We start from the raw sequence: 16,876 nt of genomic DNA on the forward strand, positions 1-16,876 counted from the left end.
TCGGTATTATACGGTCTTTTACCCGTCAACGTGAGGTGTCCGGTCGTGCCGGCGCAAAAAAGTTGCTCTCGTCGTCATATTTAGGTGAGTTGAGTTTATGGTAAATGATGTGTTTGACCGCGATCAGCGGCAATCGCTGTCCGGTCCCGCTGGTGCGCTTGAGGTGTGTGTTCACGCCGGGGCTGAAGGGGGTGCTTTAAGGCAGGCTGGCGCTGTCGCTATTGTCTGCCATCCGAACCCGCTGCACGGTGGCACTATGGATAATAAAGTAGTGACCACCCTGATGCGCGCCTACCGGGACTTGGGGATGGCGGTGGTGCGTTTTAATTTTCGCGGTGTGGGTGCCAGTGAGGGCGAGTACGCCGAGGGCGTCGGCGAGCGTGATGACCTGCACGCTGTGATGGACTTTGTGCGCCGTGAGCGCCCGCAGGCGCCGGTGTATATTGCCGGCTTTTCGTTTGGTGCTGCGGTAATCGCAAATGCCAGTGCTCAGCTTGGGCCATTGCAGCATATAGCGTTAGTGGCGCCGCCGGTGCCGCGCTATCAGCTTTTAGGGTTAACAAAATTAGCCGCCCCCGCCAGTGTTTTTCAGGGGGCGCAGGATGAGCGGGTGGTGGCCGCTGAGGTGGCTGGCTGGAGCGCGGCGCTGGGGGTTAGCTATCACGAGTTTGCCACTGCCGGGCACTTTTTTCATGGCGAGTTGAGCCCATTAAAAGCGGCGCTCACCCAGGCAGTGCTGGGGGTGGCGGGTGAGTGATCGGGCCGGGAGTAAACCGCTGAGTCCGCAGGCGCGCTACGAAGAGGATTTAAAGCGACCGGGCTTTGTGGCTGACGCCACGCAGGCCGACGCGGTGGTGAGGTTGCAGCGCTTGTATGAGCGGCTGCAAGAGCCAGTAAAAAAGCCCGGCCTGTGGCAGCGCCTGATGGGGCGCGAGCAGCAAGAGCCGGTGGTCGGGTTGTACTTTTGGGGCGGTGTTGGTCGCGGCAAAACGTACTTAATGGACAACTTTTACGAGAGCTTGCCCTTTGAACAAAAAATGCGCGTGCACTTTCATCGCTTTATGCGGCGGGTGCACGGCGATTTAAAGCAGTTTGCCGGGCGTAAAAATCCGTTGGAGCAAGTGGCGGAGGGAATCGCCGCCGAAGCCCGGGTTATATGTTTTGACGAGTTTTTTGTCAGCGATATTACCGATGCCATGATTCTGGCCGGGCTGCTGCGGGAGCTGTTTGCGCGGGGCGTGACCTTGGTGACCACTTCCAATATAGAGCCCGCCGGGCTGTATCGCGACGGGTTGCAGCGCGAGCGTTTTTTACCGGCCATCGCGCTACTGCAAAAATACACTGAGGTGGTTAACATGGATGGCGGTGTTGACTACCGGCTGCGGGCGCTGAGTCAGGCCGAGCTGTATTACTCGCCGCTGGGTGCGGAAGCCGAAGCGGCGCTTAGTGCTGCGTTTGAGCGTTTGTTGCCGCCCGGGGCACAGGTGCGCGAGAGCACCACCATAGAGGTCGAACAGCGCCGCATTAACGTGCGCAAACAGGCCGACGATGTTGTCTGGTTTGATTTTGCGGCGCTGTGCGACGGGCCGCGCTCGCAAAATGATTACATTGAGTTGGCGCGCGAGTTTCACGCGGTGCTGGTGAGTGATATTCCGGTGCTTGGCGGCGCTAAAGACGATCAGGCCCGGCGCTTTATTAATCTGGTGGATGAGTTTTACGATCGGGGGGTGAAATTAGTGGTGTCGGCGGCGGCGCCTCTCAGCGATTTGTACGCCGGGGGACGGTTGGAGTTTGAGTTTGGTCGCACCGAGAGTCGGCTGCTGGAGATGCAGAGTCACGAGTATCTGGCGCGGGAGCATCAGCCCTGATGGGCCTTGCGCTGGCGCGATTTTCGTTGCGGCTTTAAGGGCTCTGCGAAACCCCGTAAAAAACTTCAAAAAAGGCTTGAATTGGTGCGGCGCGTTATGTAGTATTCGCGCTCTTTTTGTGGGAAGCACCACCTAGTAGGCAGGTATAACATGAAGACATATAGTGCTAAAGCAGAATCAGTCGTTCGCGATTGGTTCGTGATTGATGCAGAAGGTAAGACTCTGGGCCGCATGGCTGCGGAGATCGCTACTCGTCTGCGCGGTAAGCACAAACCTGAGTACACTCCCCATGTTGACACCGGCGACTACATTGTAGTCATCAACGCGGAAAAAGTTCGCGTTACCGGCAAAAAAGCGACTGACAAGATGTATTACCATCACACCGGTTTTATCGGTGGCATCAAGTCAATCAGCTTTGAGAAGTTGATCGATAAAGCCCCGGAGCGCGTGATTCAGCGTGCTGTTAAAGGCATGTTGCCCCGTGGCCCGCTCGGTCGGACTATGTTCAACAAGTTGAAAGTGTACGCAGGTAGTGAGCATCCGCACACTGCTCAGCAGCCGCAAGAACTTAACCTCTAAACGGAAAGCTGATTATGGCAGTTACTCAATATTACGGTACCGGCCGTCGTAAGACCTCGACCGCTCGAGTGTTCATTACTCCCGGCACCGGTAAAGTTACGATTAATGATCGTTCGCTAGACGAGTATTTCGGTCGCGAAGTGGCACGCATGGTCGTGCGCCAGCCTCTGGAACGCGTCGAGCTGACGGAAAAATTTGATGTTAAGGCCACCGTTGCTGGTGGTGGTAGTTTCGGCCAGGCCGGTGCTATCCGCCACGGTCTGACTCGTGCTCTGATGGAGTACGATGAGACCTTGCGTCAGTCGCTGCGTGGAGCAGGTTACGTTACCCGTGACTCGCGTGCGGTTGAGCGTAAGAAAGTTGGTCTGCGTAAAGCACGTAAGAAGCCGCAATTTTCCAAGCGTTAATTCGGCTGTGCCTGGCCTGTCGGTTTACCGGCGGCAGCTGGCTTTTAAAAGCGCTCAGGGTTACCCCTGGGCGTTTTTTCGTTTGTAGGGTGTTGTTTTGTTGCCCGCTCGCCGCCTCGGCCAGTGGTTTTCCGGCTCCGCCGGTGCCGCTGTAGCCCTTACGCCACGTGGCCTCGCGTGGTTATTCTTGTAACAGGCGCACAATTTCTTTAAGATTGGCCAATTTTTACAAGACAATAACACGATTCTAAATCGTTGAAATTCAGTGATTTACTGGCCGTTGATGCTGTTAGGGGAGAAGTCGTCATGACCAATGACGTTGTCAATAAAACGCGCCGTCGCGTACTCACCGCCGCTACTACAGTGGTGGGCGCGGTAGGTGCGGTAGGTGCTGCGGTACCATTTGTGGGTTCCTGGAATCCAAGTGCCAAAGCCAAAGCGGCTGGTGCACCGGTAAAAGTCAATGTAAGCAAAATTGAACCCGGCGCCATGATTACTGCTGAGTGGCGTGGTCAGCCGGTTTATATTGTACGCCGTACCGAGCAAGCTTTGAGCACATTAGAGGGTAACGATGAGCTGCTACGTGATCCAGCCTCTGAGAACCCGCAACAACCCACCTATGCGCAAAACCCTACCCGATCGATCAAGCCTGACTACCTGATTTTGGTCGGCCTGTGTACGCATTTGGGGTGTGCGCCCTTGTTTCGCCCCGAGGTAAACTCGGTAGACCTCGATGGCGGTACTTGGCAGGGCGGTTTCTTTTGTCCCTGTCACGGCTCTAAATTCGATCTCGCTGGGCGTGTTTTCAAAGGTGTTCCAGCACCAATTAACCTTCTGGTGCCACCGCATAAGTACGATAGCGACGCTGTGGTGACCATCGGTGTGGATCAGGAGGCATAACATGAATTGGATGAAAGGTTTGTGGAACTGGGTCGATGCGCGTTTGCCGGTACAGCGCGCCTGGGATACCCACATGGGCAAGTACTACGCGCCCAAGAACTTTAATTTTTGGTATTTCTTTGGTGTTTTGTCACTGCTGGTGCTGGTTAATCAGCTATTAACCGGTATTTGGCTGACCATGAATTACAGCCCCACCGCCGACGGCGCCTTTGCTTCGGTTGAATACATCATGCGTGATGTCGACTACGGCTGGTTGCTGCGCTATATGCACTCCACCGGTGCCTCGGCATTCTTTGTGGTGGTGTATCTGCACATGTTCCGCGGTTTGATGTATGGCTCGTACAAGGCCCCGCGCGAGTTGGTGTGGATCTTTGGTATGACCATCTATCTGGCCCTGATGGCAGAAGCTTTTATGGGTTACGTACTGCCTTGGGGGCAGATGTCTTACTGGGGCGCGCAGGTAATTGTGTCCTTGTTTGGCGCGATCCCTGTGGTGGGCGATGGCCTGGTTGAGTGGATTCGCGGTGACTACCTGATCTCGGGTATTACCCTAAACCGCTTCTTTGCGCTGCACGTGGTGGCCTTGCCCATTGTGTTGCTGGCCCTGGTGGTGCTGCATCTGCTGGCACTGCACGAAGTAGGCTCTAACAATCCCGACGGTATCGAGATTAAGAAGAACAAAGATGAGAACGGGGTGCCTAAAGATGGCGTGCCTTTCCATCCGTTTTACACCGTGCACGACTTGGTGGGTATCGCGGTCTTCTTGTTTGTGTTTTGTTTTGTGTTGTTCTTTATGCCAGAGATGGGCGGCTTCTTTTTGGAGTACGCTAACTTTGAAGAGGCAAACAACCTCAAAACGCCGGAGCATATTGCGCCTGTCTGGTACTTCACTCCGTTTTACGCCATTTTGCGAGCGGTGCCCGATAAGTTCTTAGGCTTGGTAGCCATGGGCGCGGCGATTGCGGTGCTGTTTGTGCTGCCTTGGCTGGATCGCAGCCCGGTTAAATCCATGCGTTACAAGGGTCACTTTAGCCGTATCGCGCTCATTGTATTTGCCGCCGCGTTTGTGATTTTGGGCTACTTAGGGGTTAAGGCTCCTACCCCAGGACGCACAATTTTGGCGCAGATTTGTACCGTGCTGTACTTCCTGTACTTCTTTGCCATGCCGTTTTGGACGACCCGGGAAAAAACCTTCCCGGTGCCGGAGCGTGTTACCAGCAAAGGTTTGCCGGCTTATTTGGTGATTTCAGGGTTTATCCTGTTTGCCATTTTGGTGGTGTTGCCCATTAAAGCCGTTGGTGCAGAGAGCCACTTTGCTTGTGGCTCTATTCCCTGCGACGAGATTGAAACCGACTTGTCGGATAAGGCCTCGTTGCAAAGCGGTGCTAAATACTTTGTAAACTACTGCATGGGCTGCCACTCGGCTAAATTCTCGCGCTTTGAGCGGGTCGCAGACGATCTGGATATTCCCCACGATGTGATGCTGGAGAACATGATCTTTGCCGATAAGCGGATCGGGGAGCTGATGGAAATCAGCATGAAGCCCGATTTGGCAAAACAGTGGTTTGGCGCATCGCCTCCGGATCTGACGCTGGTGGCGCGCTCGCGCTCACCTGAGTGGCTGTACACTTACCTGCGTAATTTCTATAAAGACGATGCCCGTCCTTTGGGCGTAAACAACCGGGTGTTCCCCAACGTGGGTATGCCCCATGTGATGCTAGAGCTGCAAGGCTTACATGAGTGTGGCGCGGGCCCGAAGCTTGATCACCACGGGCACGCCGAGCGCGATAATCTGGGCAACCCGGTGATGAACGAGCACTGTGGCGCGCTGGTTGAAGGCGACATTAAAGGCAGCATGTCTGAGGAAGAGTTTGATAAGGCGATTTACGACTTAGTTAACTTTTTAGAGTATGTGGCCGAGCCCTCACGCATGGATAGTGAGCGCATAGGTATCTATGTGCTGCTGTTTTTGTGTGTATTTTTTATCTTTGCCTACCTGTTGAACCGTGAGTACTGGAAAGGTATTCACTGAGTTTTTATAAGCGGGCGACGCTATGTCGCCCGCGTCCTATGTTTATAACTATTGAGGTGCCCTAATGGGTGTTGTGACCAAGCGCTCATCCATGACTTTTTTCTCTGACGCCAGTGACCACTATAGTCACCGGGTACGTATTGTGTTGGCTGAAAAAGGTGTTTCTGTTGACTTAGTGGATGTCGATGTCGATAACAAACCGCAGGAATTGGCGGACTTAAACCCCTATAACTCGCTGCCTACACTGGTCGATCGCGACCTGTCGCTGTATGAGTCAAAAGTGATGATGGAGTATCTGGATGAGCGATTCCCGCATCCACCATTGTTGCCGGTTTATCCTGTGGCGCGCGCACAGAGCCGTTTGTGGATGTACCGCCTGGAGCGCGACTGGGCGCCGCTGGTAGATTTAATCCGCAGTAGTGACGACAAAGCCGTCATAGAAAACGCCCGCAAAGAGCTAAAAGATAGCCTGCTGACTATCGCACCTATTTTTGCCGAAATGCCGTTTTTTATGAGCGAAGAGTTCACGATTGTCGATTGCTGTTTGGGCCCCATCTTGTGGCGCCTTAAGTCTTTGGGTATCGAGTTTCCTAACACCCGTCAAAGTCAGCCGCTTAAGCAGTATATGGAGCGGTTGTTTTCCCGCGAATCATTTCAGGAAAGCCTGACCGAGTCTGAGCGGGAGATGAACCCCGCCTAATTCGTAGCAGGTGCGTTGCCGCACCTGCTTGCTTCTAACTGCATCGTGGTTAGTGCGCTCACGCTTTTGCGCCGAGGAGAGAAACCATGACAATGACCTCTAGTCGACCCTATATGATTCGCGCTCTATACGAGTGGATCGTCGATAATAACTGTACGCCTTACCTGTTGGTTAATGCACATGCGACAGGTGTCGAAGTCCCTCAAGAGCACATCAACAAAGACGGACAGATTATCCTGAATATTGCCCCGGCCTCGGTGGCCGAACTCAATATGCTGGATGATAGTGTATCGTTTAGCGCTCGTTTTGGCGGTGTTCCGCGAGACCTGTTTATTCCCTGTTACGCCGTGCTGGGTATCTACGCGCGGGAAAACGGCCAGGGTATGGTGTTTGAGGCCGAGGCCGAGCCACCAGAGCCCCCCAAGCCACCGGCACCTTCGGGTAGCGGTGATAGCGATGCAAAACGACCTAGCCTGCGAGTGGTGAAGTAAGCCACTCGTTCGCTATATTCGGTTGTGCATTTAGTAGCCGATTGTATATAGCTAATACTTCTTTGCGGCATTTGCCAGCGCCTTGTTATCTTTGACCTACAGATCCACTGAATAATAAAAACTCAGACGTAGGAGAAGTATATGGCGATGTTGCAACACACTTTAGGCATCTTCACCAATCCCGACCGCGAATGGCAGCGTATTCGCAACGAAGAGCACAGTTTTTTTAAGGTCTACTGGACCCACGTGCCGTTGCTGGCGCTCATCCCTGTGGTATGTGCCTATTTTGGTGTTACCTACCAAGGCTGGAGTATTGGCAGTGGCGGAATGGTCAAGTTGACCGCTGAGAGCGCCTTGATTCTGTGCGCTTTTGCCTACCTCGCCGAGCTTGTAGCCGTTTACGTGCTGGGTGAATACATTAACTGGATGAGCCAGAGCTTCGGCGTCGATGACGAGGCGAGTAAGCGTCACTACGAGGGAACCGCTCTGGCTGTTTACTCGGCCACCCCGATGATGCTTGCCGGCTTGGTACTTTTATACCCCGAGTTGTGGTTAGTTGCCGGGGTATTTATTGCCGCCGCCTGCTACTCCACTTACCTGATTTATGAGGGGATTCCGATTTTGATGAATATCCCCAAAGAGCGTGGCTTTATTTACGCAAGCTCGGTGATTACCGTGGGTCTTGTGCTGGCCGTGGTGGTGATGGTGGCGACGGTCATCGTCTGGAGCTCTGGTATGGGGCCTATTTACGTAAGCTGAGTGATAGCACTGGCTGCGTTAAAAAAGCGGCTTCGGCCGCTTTTTTTGTGGCGGCGAGCATTCCGGGATGTCGCTTAAGAGTAAATATTTCTATTTGGTGACAGTTTTCTTACAGTCTGTCACATAACTGTCATACAGCCTCGATAGAGTGCGCCCCAGATTAACATTTTAATGAATGTCATCAATCGAGGAGCGCTCCATGAAAGCCAATACTCTATTTCGCGGTTTAGCCCTGGCCGGGGCACTGTTCAGTGCCGCAACACAGGCCGATGTCGATCCCAAGCTGCCTGACTATGAAGCCGCCTCTGGCGTTTCAGGCAATGTTAATAGCATTGGTTCCGACACTCTCAACAACCTAATGACCCTGTGGGCCGAAGAGTACGCCAAGTACTACCCCAATGTGAATATCCAAATTCAGGGCGCGGGATCCTCCACGGCGCCGCCAGCGCTGACCGAAGGTACGGCTAATTTCGGCCCTATGAGCCGTGAGATGAAGGCCTCAGAGATCCAGTCGTTTGAAGCCCACTTTGGCTATAAGCCTACGGCCGTGCCTGTTGCCATTGATGTGGTTGCGGTGTACGTCAACAAAGATAACCCGATTGAAGGGCTGACCATGGCGCAAGTGGACGCGATTTTTTCGGCCACCCGCAGCTGTGGTTACGGCAAAGATATTACCCGCTGGGGTGAAGTAGGCCTAGAAGGCGCCTGGGATAACCGCGATTTTACCATTTATAGCCGTAACGCTGTTTCGGGCACCTATGGCTACTTTAAAGACGTGGCGCTGTGTGGCGGTGACTTTAAAGCCAGTATCAATGAGCAGCCGGGCTCCGCATCGGTAGTGCAGGGCGTTAGTGAGTCCATCAATGGCATTGGCTACTCCGGTATCGGCTATGTCACCTCAAGCGTACGGGCGCTACCTTTGGCTCCGGAAGAGGGGCAGCCTTTTGCGCCGGCCGATGCCGAGCATGCGGCTGATGGCACCTATCCCATGGCTCGCTTCCTTTACGTTTACATCAATAAGCACCCCAATCGTCCGCTGAACCCACTGCAAGCGGAGTTCTTAAAAATGGTGCTGTCGAAACAGGGGCAAGAAGTGGTTGTGCGCGATGGTTATATCCCGCTGCCAGCAACGGTTGCCGAGCGTGTTAGCACTGAGTTAGGGCTGTAATAGCGCTTTAACCTGAACCCGCTGTACCGTGTTAGCCGTGGTACGGCGGGTCAAAATATCGCAAATTGTCTTTTAAATGTTAGGGCTTCGCCGCTTTAAGCTGTGGTTTTCAAAGCTGGGCCGCCCGCACATAACACCATCAGGATTACGCATTATGAGTGAGACAACTCCAGCCGTGGCGGGAGGAGAGAGTCTGATGCCCGATGCTCAGCAGCGAGCCAGACTGCGCAACACTCGCCGGCTGAAAGATAAGTTTTCACGTTGGGGGGTTGCGAGTGCAGGTCTGGCCGTGGTCGGTGCTCTGGGGCTGATCTTTTTCTACCTGTTCTCGGAAGTTGCCCCCTTGCTGAAGGGTGCTGATGTCGAGGTGCTGGAAACCTATCCGCATACACAAACGTCGCAGTCAGAGCCCTCTCAGCATATGGTTTTGGAGCGCTACGAACAAATTGGCGCGACCTACACCGCCTCGGGTAACGTTCAGTTTTTTACCGCTGATAATGGCAAGCCGGTGAGTGAGTTTGCTGTGCCTAAAAGCAGCGGCGCGAGCTTTAGTAGTATTGGTTACGGCACACCGGTTGACGGTTTAGTCGCCTACGGCTATAGCAACGGCGAGTTGATGCTAACCCAGCTGAATTACCGCTTAAGCTACCCTAATGATACCCGCAAAATTACCCCCGAAATTCTCTATCCACTAGGCGATGAGCCGGTGCTGCTGGATGATCAAGGGCACGCACTTGCCCATGTGGCAGTGCAAAAAACGGCGCGTGGGTATGCTTTAGTTGCTGTTACAGACGACGGGCGCTTGCGTTTTGGGCGCTATACCACTCGTGAAAATATGATGACCGGTAAGGTGACGACCAACGGTCAGGTTGACGCTTTACCCCCCTTGCCGGACGGCGCAAAAGTACAGTTTGTGCAGATTGATAAAACCGCCCGCCATCTTGTGGTGGCCGATGATCAGGCCCGCTTGCACATTTATGATGTCGCCGATAACGCCAATTTAATGCTTACCGAATCGGTACCTACGGGTCGTGGGCAGGTGACGGCCATGCAATATTTGGTGGGTACCGGTTCGTTGGCAATAGGCACCGAAACCGGAGCGGTTAGCCAGTGGCTTCTAGTGCGGGATCAGGACAATATCTTCCGCTTACAGCTAGTGCGCGATTTTGAATCGTTACCGGGTACGATTACCGCGATTAGCCCAGAGTATGCCCGCCGGGGTTTTCTGGTCGGTGATGATCAGGGGTCTCTCGGTATTTATTACGGCACCTCGTCGCGAACATTATTAGTAACACAAGTTGCCGATAGCGCCATTGAGCAGCTGGCGATATCGCCCATCAACGGCAAGCTACTCATTTACGATACGTCGGGCCAGGTTGCTGTGGCCAGTGTCTGGAACGAACACCCGGAAGTCTCGTTTAGTTCGCTGTGGCAAAAAGTTTGGTACGAGGGTCGCTCTGAGCCGGAATACGTTTGGCAAGCTTCCTCGGGTGGCGATGGCTTTGAGTCAAAAATGAGCCTGGTACCTCTGTCGCTGGGCACGCTTAAAGCGGCATTCTTTGCCATGCTGTTTGCGATTCCGCTGGGTATCGCGGGCGCGCTTTATACCGCCTACTTTATGACCCCCAAAATGCGCGGTTTGGTTAAGCCCTCCATTGAAATTATGGAAGCGCTGCCGACGGTGATTCTGGGCTTTTTAGCAGGTTTGTGGCTGGCACCCTTTTTAGAAAATCACCTGCCCGCGGTATTCAGTATTTTAATTTTTATGCCGATCATGATGGTGATGGTGGGTTTTGGCTGGAGCCGATTGCCTCAGGCTATTCGCACACGGGCACCGGAGGGATGGGAAGCGGCGATTTTGATTGTGCCGATACTTCTGACCGGTTGGTTGTGCATCGAGCTTAGCCCGCACATCGAGGTCTGGCTGTTTAGTGGCAGTATGCGTCAATGGTTTACCGATTACGGTATTAGCTATGATCAACGCAACGCTTTGGTAGTGGGTATTGCCATGGGCTTTGCGGTTATCCCGACCATTTTTTCGATTGCCGAAGATGCAGTCTTTAATGTGCCTCGTCACCTGACGCAAGGCTCGCTGGCGTTGGGGGCGACTCGCTGGCAAACGGTTGTTGGTGTTGTGTTGCCTACCGCGAGCCCTGGCATTTTTTCGGCGGTGATGATGGGTTTTGGCCGCGCAGTGGGTGAAACCATGATCGTGTTGATGGCTACCGGTAATAGCCCGGTCGTGAACTTCAATATCTTTGAAGGTATGCGCACTCTGTCGGCCAACATCGCGGTTGAGCTGCCAGAAACCGCCGTGGCCAGCACACACTTTAGGGTATTGTTTTTAGCGGCTCTGGTGCTATTGGCTTTGACCTTTATCGTCAATACTTGCGCTGAGATTATTCGTCAGCGCCTGCGCAAACGCTACAGCAATCTGTAATCGGGAGTGGATGCAATGAAAAACTGGTTTAAAAGTGGCGCTCCCTGGGTTTGGTTAAACGGCGGTGCGGTGGCACTTTGTATGGTGATGGTGGTGGGCCTGATTGGTCTGATTGCCATCCGTGGCTTCGGTCATTTTTGGCCCGCCGATGTGGTGCAGCTAACAGCGGTCGAGCGCGACGGCACAGAGCAAAAAGTGCTGGGTGAAATCGTTCGCTCCGAAGTCGTACCGGCAGCGGTAGTGCGCGATGGCGGTTATCAAATTGCGCCCGAGCAAGAGCTGGTAACGCGCTATTTAATAAAGCGCGGCAACCGCGATATAAGCTCGCGGGATTTTAACTGGTATCTCGAAATCGGCATGAGCGAGTGGCAAAAACCGCTAAATGCCATGGTGATAGAGCGCCGCGAGTGGGGTAATTTTTACGGGTTTCCGGTATCGCTTAAAGAAAACGGCGAGGTTATCGCGCAAGCGCAAGACGCCGATTTTTGGTCTTTGGTGCAAGAGCGTATCGAGCGCAGTCTGGACCTGCATCATGAGATTAACTACATCGAGAAGGTTGAGATCGGGCGCATCAACCACAAGTTAGAGCGTCTGCGCTTAGAGCGCCGCCGGCTTGAGCTGGACGGCGTCGATGCTGCAACACTTGCTGCAGCCGATGCTGAGTTTGCCGCTGAGCGGGCTGAGCTGGACGAGCAGTATCGGGTGGTAAAAGCCGAGCGCGATGAGCTATACAGTCAGTTAAAGCGCGACACGTTAATGGCCGAAGTTGTCGACGGCACTGAGGTTACCATTACGCTGCAGAATATCGTGCGTTTAACGCGCCCCAATGCGATGGGGGTATTTGCCAAAATGGGGCAATACCTAGAGCGTTTTTGGGAGTTTTTATCGGACGAGCCGCGTGAGGCAAACACCGAAGGCGGTATTTTTCCGGCGATTTTTGGCACCGTCACCATGGTGATTGTGATGTCCATTATCGTTACCCCGTTTGGTGTGCTGGCGGCGATTTACCTGCGCGAGTACGCCAAACAGGGGCCGGTGCTGCGGGTAATTCGTATCTCGGTTTATAACCTGGCCGGTGTGCCCTCTATTGTTTATGGGGTGTTTGGCTTGGGGTTCTTCGTCTACTTTTTGGGCGGCAGTATCGACGAGTTGTTTTATCGCGAGTCGCTACCGGCGCCGACATTTGGTACTCCCGGTCTATTCTGGGCATCGCTGACGCTGGCCCTGTTAACCTTGCCGGTGGTGATTGTGTCGACCGAGGAGGGCTTATCGCGTATCCCAACGACTATTCGTCAGGGCTCGCTCGCGCTTGGGGCCACCAAGGCCGAGACTTTGTGGAAGGTGGTCGTGCCGCTGGCGACTCCGGCGATGATGACAGGCTTAATTTTGGCGATCGCCCGCGCCGCCGGCGAGGTCGCACCATTGATGCTCGTGGGGGTGGTGAAGCTTGCCCCTTCCTTGCCGGTGGATGGCAACTACCCTTATTTACATTTAGACCAGAAGATTATGCACCTGGGTTTTCATATCTACGATGTGGGTTTTCAAAGCCCTAATGTGGAGGCCGCCCGCCCGCTGGTGTATGCCACAGCGCTGACATTGGTGTTGTTGATTATTGTTTTAAACCTGGCGGCGATTCGAATCCGTAACAGCCTGCGTGAAAAATACCGCAGCGCATCCGATTGATAGCGGGAGTGATATCATGTTAGAACAAACCGATGTTGTCGAGCGCGGCGCCACTATACCGGGCACTGATAGCGTATCAAAAGAGCCCGGTGCGCAGACGCCAAGCCATAAGCAGACCTTTGATCAGGCAGAACCTTTAGCTATGGAAAACGAGACAATTAAACTTGAGGTCGAAGACCTGAAACTGTATTACGGCAATGATCAGGCGTTAAAAAATATCAGTCTGAAAATTCCGGAAAAAAAGGTAACGGCTTTTATTGGCCCGTCTGGCTGCGGCAAGTCGACCTTATTGCGCTGCTTTAACCGCATGAACGATTTGGTCGATAGCTGCCGCATTGAGGGAAAGATCCTGCTTGACGGTGATAATATTTACGACCCATCGGTGGATGTTGCCGAGTTGCGCCGTCAGGTGGGTATGGTGTTTCAAAAGCCAAACCCATTCCCTAAATCGATCTACGAAAACGTTGCCTACGGTTTGCGTTTGCAGGGGGTTAAGTCTAAGCGCATACTCGATACGGTGGTCGAGAACTCGCTGCGTGGCGCGGCTTTGTGGGACGAAGTGAAAGACCGCTTGCACGACAATGCCTTTGGTTTGTCAGGTGGTCAGCAGCAGCGCCTGGTAATCGCCCGGGCCATTGCTATTGAGCCTGAAGTTATTTTGCTGGATGAACCCGCCTCGGCACTCGACCCTATTTCTACCTTAAAGATTGAAGAGCTAATCTACGAGTTGAAAGACAAATACACCATCGTTATTGTGACCCACAATATGCAGCAGGCGGCACGGGTATCCGACTACACCGCGTTTATGTATATGGGCGATTTAGTAGAGGTGGGCGATACCGATCGTTTGTTTACCAACCCGATCCAAAAGCAAACAGAAGACTATATTACTGGCCGCTACGGTTAGTGTGAACACAGAGTACGCTGCGCGTTAGCGGCGTTATTACGGAGTGACGGGCTATGGCTATGGATATTACCAGTCATACACACCATATTTCTCAGCAATTTAACATTGAGCTGGACGACATTAAAACCCACTTGTCAGAGATGGGCGGAATGGCCGAGCGCCAGGTCAACGACGCCATAATGGCGATGATTGATGTTGATGTGGAAAAAGCCGAGCAGGTGGTGCGTGGTGACCATAAAGTGAATTCAATGGAGGTGTCCATTGATGAAGAGTGCGTACGTATTCTTGCTAAGCGTCAACCGGCGGCGGGAGATCTGCGGCTGGTGATCGCGGTTACCAAGGCGATCACCGATCTCGAGCGCATTGGCGATGAGGCGGCGAAAATTGCCCGCCAGGCCATGGCGTTAGGGCGCGATGGCGCCGCGCCGCGCGGATACGTAGAAATGCGCCATATTGGTGAGCATGTCTCGCGCATGCTGCACGACTCGCTCGATGCATTTGCGCGCTTGGATTTGGATGTTGCCTTAAAAGTGGTACAAACCGATCGCACCGTTGATATGGAGTACGGCACGGCGATGCGTGAAATGATCACCTATATGATTGAGGATCCGCGCAGTATCACCCGGGTGCTGAATATTATGTGGTCACTGCGGGCGCTGGAGCGGATTGGCGACCATGCCCGCAATATTGCCCAGTACGTTGTGTACCTGGTGATGGGTGCCGATGTGCGCCACGGAAGCATTGAAGAAATCGAAGAGCAGATACAGCAGGAGCAGGACGACACAAGAGGTTAATGAGCCGTTTTTTTACACGGGTTTTACATTGGGCGCCTCACGCGCTTTAATGGCTCTGTGTAAATAATAGAAGGAAGTTTTTATGGCTCGTACTCCCTCCAATATGCTGCCCCTGGGGACTGCTCTGCCTGAGGTAGAGCTCCCCGACGGGGCAGGTGACCTCTATAATATCAGCGCTAATGTTGGCTCGAACGGCTTGGCTGTGCTGTTTATCTGTAATCACTGCCCGTTTGTTCTGCATATAGCCGATTTCTTAGCGCCTTTGTCGCGTCAGCTGGCCCAGCTGGGAATTGGCTGTGTTGCCATTAGCTCTAATGATGTTGCCAATTACCCGCAAGACTCGCCAGAGCATATGTTGGCCTTTGCCGCTCAGCACGATTTTCCGTTTCCGTATTTATACGACGAATCACAAGCGGTAGCCAAGGCGTTTGAGGCGGCTTGTACCCCGGATTTTTACTTATTTGATCGCGACAAAAAGCTTGTTTACCGCGGCCAGCTGGACGATGCCCGGCCCGGTAACGATGTGCTGGTTGATGGCCGTGACCTGCTGGCCGCCGCCCACGCTATGGCTCAGCAAGAGCCGATCCCAACCGAGCAAAAACCAAGTTTGGGTTGCAATATTAAATGGAAGGAATAGCGCCTGATGGTATTAATGGCCCGTTTGCTGCTGGGGTTGATCGGGTTTTTGGCGGTTAATGCCTGCGCTCAGGACCCTGACGTCACTTTAAAGGATATCGTTGAAACAAACGCTCAGGCGGCAGAGGAGGCAGCGCAAATTCAGCGTGAGCAGCCAATGGCAACCCCTTTGGGCGCGGTGCTACTGATTCGCGAAGCCGGGCTTCGCCAACAGTGGGACCGTATGGCCGGGTATGCCGACTTTCGCTACGTCGCCCCCGAGGTGGTGGAGCAGGGCCCCGGCAACCTGATGCGCAAACTGGTGCTGGTGTGGGAGCAGTATCAGCTCCTTGAGCTAACTGCGATCAATGATACCGAAGAGGGTGACCTGAACGACGGTTTGCCGCCGTATCGCGAGCTATTGGGCAGCTTAAATGATGGCGCCGATCAATTTGATATTTTGCTGCAGCGTATACCTGATGCGAACGGCAACCAAGTGTGGAAAATTTCCAGCGCTACCGTCGAGCAAATCCCGGCGCTTTGGGACAAGTTTGGCTACCCGCCACAACTAGAGCAGCTGGAGCAGTGGCTGCCGCAATTTCGCCTGTTCCATATGCACAATTGGCAGGTGTTAATGCTGGTTGTCATCCTGCTGGCGGGGTGGCTGATAACCGGGGCTATCCGCTGGGTCCTGCTGAAGATAGTCAGCCATATTTCAATTTACGGCGATACGATGCAACGGCTTATTCGCCAGCCGCTGCGACGCTTTTTATTTTTCTGTTTTGTTAATTGGGCCGTTTACCAGCTGGGGCTGCCGCTGAAAGTCCGGGTTATCTTCGACTCGGGCTTTTTGGCGTACTTGGCGGGTATGTTTTTAGTACTGGGTATCGTCGAATTTTGGCATGCCGTGTACATCGCCCGGGCGATGGCTAAAGATAAAAACTTTAGTCCCGGGTTTATTCGCCCTCTGGTTACTATTGTTAAAATTCTTGTCATTATTTTTGCCGTGCTGCTGTGGCTGCAAAACGCCGGCTACAATATGGCAACCATCTTAACGGGGTTGGGTATTGGCTCGTTAGCGGTGGCCCTGGCCGCGCAAAAAACCTTAGAAAATGTGTTTGGCGCTTTCACCTTGTTTATTGCAAGGCCTATAAAACCGGGGGATTTTTGCCGCTTTGGGCCTATTTTAGGGACTGTCGAAGAAATTGGTTTACGCTCTACCATGTTGCGCAAACTTGACCGTACTCTGGTAAGCGTGCCCAACTCGATCTTTTCGGTTGAGGTGCTCGAGAACCTCTCGATGATAGATCAGCGCTTGTATCGTCAGAGTTTTTATTTGGCAACGGACGTCGCGACGGCCAAACTTGAGCCTTTGTTGGCTGATATGAATTCGGTGCTTGAGCGTCACGAACGGGTGTTGTTTGATTCCCGGAGGGTACGCTTTGAAACCGTCGAGCGAGAAGGGTTTATTGTCCAAGCTAACGAGACCGTAGAAATACGTTTTTCACAAGCAACTCTACAGCCGTCTTCTTT

16 protein-coding genes are annotated in these 16,876 nt (G+C 53.3%); all 16 read left to right on the forward strand.

Going from position 1 to position 16,876, the window contains the following annotated elements; translation table 11 throughout:
* Window positions 1-97 precede the first annotated feature (97 nt).
* On the forward strand, window positions 98-757 hold the full coding sequence (locus tag AAC019_RS14345; protein WP_339899757.1) for an alpha/beta fold hydrolase: 660 nt from the start codon (window positions 98-100) through the stop codon (window positions 755-757).
* Entirely contained in the window at window positions 750-1,868 is a 1,119-nt protein-coding gene (gene zapE, locus AAC019_RS14350) for a cell division protein ZapE (RefSeq protein ID WP_339899759.1), read from the forward strand. Before AAC019_RS14345 ends, zapE begins: the two co-directional genes overlap by 8 nt.
* Window positions 1,869-2,018: 150 nt before the next feature.
* Complete coding sequence (gene rplM / locus AAC019_RS14355; protein WP_339899761.1) at window positions 2,019-2,447, forward strand: 50S ribosomal protein L13; 429 nt, start codon at window positions 2,019-2,021, stop codon at window positions 2,445-2,447.
* A 14-nt stretch (window positions 2,448-2,461) separates the two neighbouring features.
* The gene (gene rpsI / locus AAC019_RS14360) at window positions 2,462-2,854 is read left to right on the forward strand and encodes a 30S ribosomal protein S9 (protein ID WP_041522518.1); all 393 of its coding nucleotides are present in this window, start codon (window positions 2,462-2,464) and stop codon (window positions 2,852-2,854) included.
* A gap of 306 nt (window positions 2,855-3,160) precedes the next feature.
* Window positions 3,161-3,754: a ubiquinol-cytochrome c reductase iron-sulfur subunit gene (petA, locus tag AAC019_RS14365; RefSeq protein ID WP_339899763.1), complete on the forward strand. Its 594-nt coding sequence runs from the start codon at window positions 3,161-3,163 to the stop codon at window positions 3,752-3,754.
* 1 nt (window position 3,755) lies between these two features.
* Window positions 3,756-5,786, forward strand: coding sequence for a cytochrome b N-terminal domain-containing protein (locus AAC019_RS14370; protein WP_339899765.1), 2,031 nt, complete (start codon window positions 3,756-3,758; stop codon window positions 5,784-5,786).
* 64 nt (window positions 5,787-5,850) lie between these two features.
* On the forward strand, window positions 5,851-6,486 hold the full coding sequence (sspA, locus tag AAC019_RS14375) for a stringent starvation protein SspA (protein ID WP_339899767.1): 636 nt from the start codon (window positions 5,851-5,853) through the stop codon (window positions 6,484-6,486).
* Between the two features lie 86 nt (window positions 6,487-6,572).
* Entirely contained in the window at window positions 6,573-6,977 is a 405-nt protein-coding gene (locus AAC019_RS14380) for a ClpXP protease specificity-enhancing factor (protein WP_339899769.1), read from the forward strand.
* Between the two features lie 141 nt (window positions 6,978-7,118).
* On the forward strand, window positions 7,119-7,736 hold the full coding sequence (locus tag AAC019_RS14385) for a Yip1 family protein (RefSeq protein ID WP_339899770.1): 618 nt from the start codon (window positions 7,119-7,121) through the stop codon (window positions 7,734-7,736).
* A 199-nt stretch (window positions 7,737-7,935) separates the two neighbouring features.
* Complete coding sequence (locus tag AAC019_RS14390; RefSeq protein WP_339899771.1) at window positions 7,936-8,904, forward strand: phosphate ABC transporter substrate-binding protein PstS family protein; 969 nt, start codon at window positions 7,936-7,938, stop codon at window positions 8,902-8,904.
* 154 nt (window positions 8,905-9,058) lie between these two features.
* Complete coding sequence (locus AAC019_RS14395) at window positions 9,059-11,344, forward strand: ABC transporter permease subunit (RefSeq protein WP_339899772.1); 2,286 nt, start codon at window positions 9,059-9,061, stop codon at window positions 11,342-11,344.
* A 15-nt stretch (window positions 11,345-11,359) separates the two neighbouring features.
* On the forward strand, window positions 11,360-13,027 hold the full coding sequence (pstA, locus tag AAC019_RS14400) for a phosphate ABC transporter permease PstA (RefSeq protein WP_339899774.1): 1,668 nt from the start codon (window positions 11,360-11,362) through the stop codon (window positions 13,025-13,027).
* Between the two features lie 142 nt (window positions 13,028-13,169).
* Window positions 13,170-13,934, forward strand: a complete 765-nt coding sequence (gene pstB, locus AAC019_RS14405) for a phosphate ABC transporter ATP-binding protein PstB (protein ID WP_339899779.1) — start codon at window positions 13,170-13,172, stop codon at window positions 13,932-13,934.
* A 59-nt stretch (window positions 13,935-13,993) separates the two neighbouring features.
* Window positions 13,994-14,728, forward strand: coding sequence for a phosphate signaling complex protein PhoU (phoU, locus tag AAC019_RS14410; RefSeq protein ID WP_339899780.1), 735 nt, complete (start codon window positions 13,994-13,996; stop codon window positions 14,726-14,728).
* An 82-nt stretch (window positions 14,729-14,810) separates the two neighbouring features.
* Entirely contained in the window at window positions 14,811-15,365 is a 555-nt protein-coding gene (locus AAC019_RS14415) for a thioredoxin family protein (protein ID WP_339899775.1), read from the forward strand.
* 6 nt (window positions 15,366-15,371) lie between these two features.
* The coding region (locus tag AAC019_RS14420) for a mechanosensitive ion channel domain-containing protein (protein ID WP_339899776.1) at window positions 15,372-16,876 on the forward strand (1,505 nt) is incomplete at its 3' end.

The organism is uncultured Gilvimarinus sp. (assembly GCF_963975215.1).
In the GTDB taxonomy this organism is placed as follows: Bacteria; Pseudomonadota; Gammaproteobacteria; order Pseudomonadales; family Cellvibrionaceae; genus Gilvimarinus.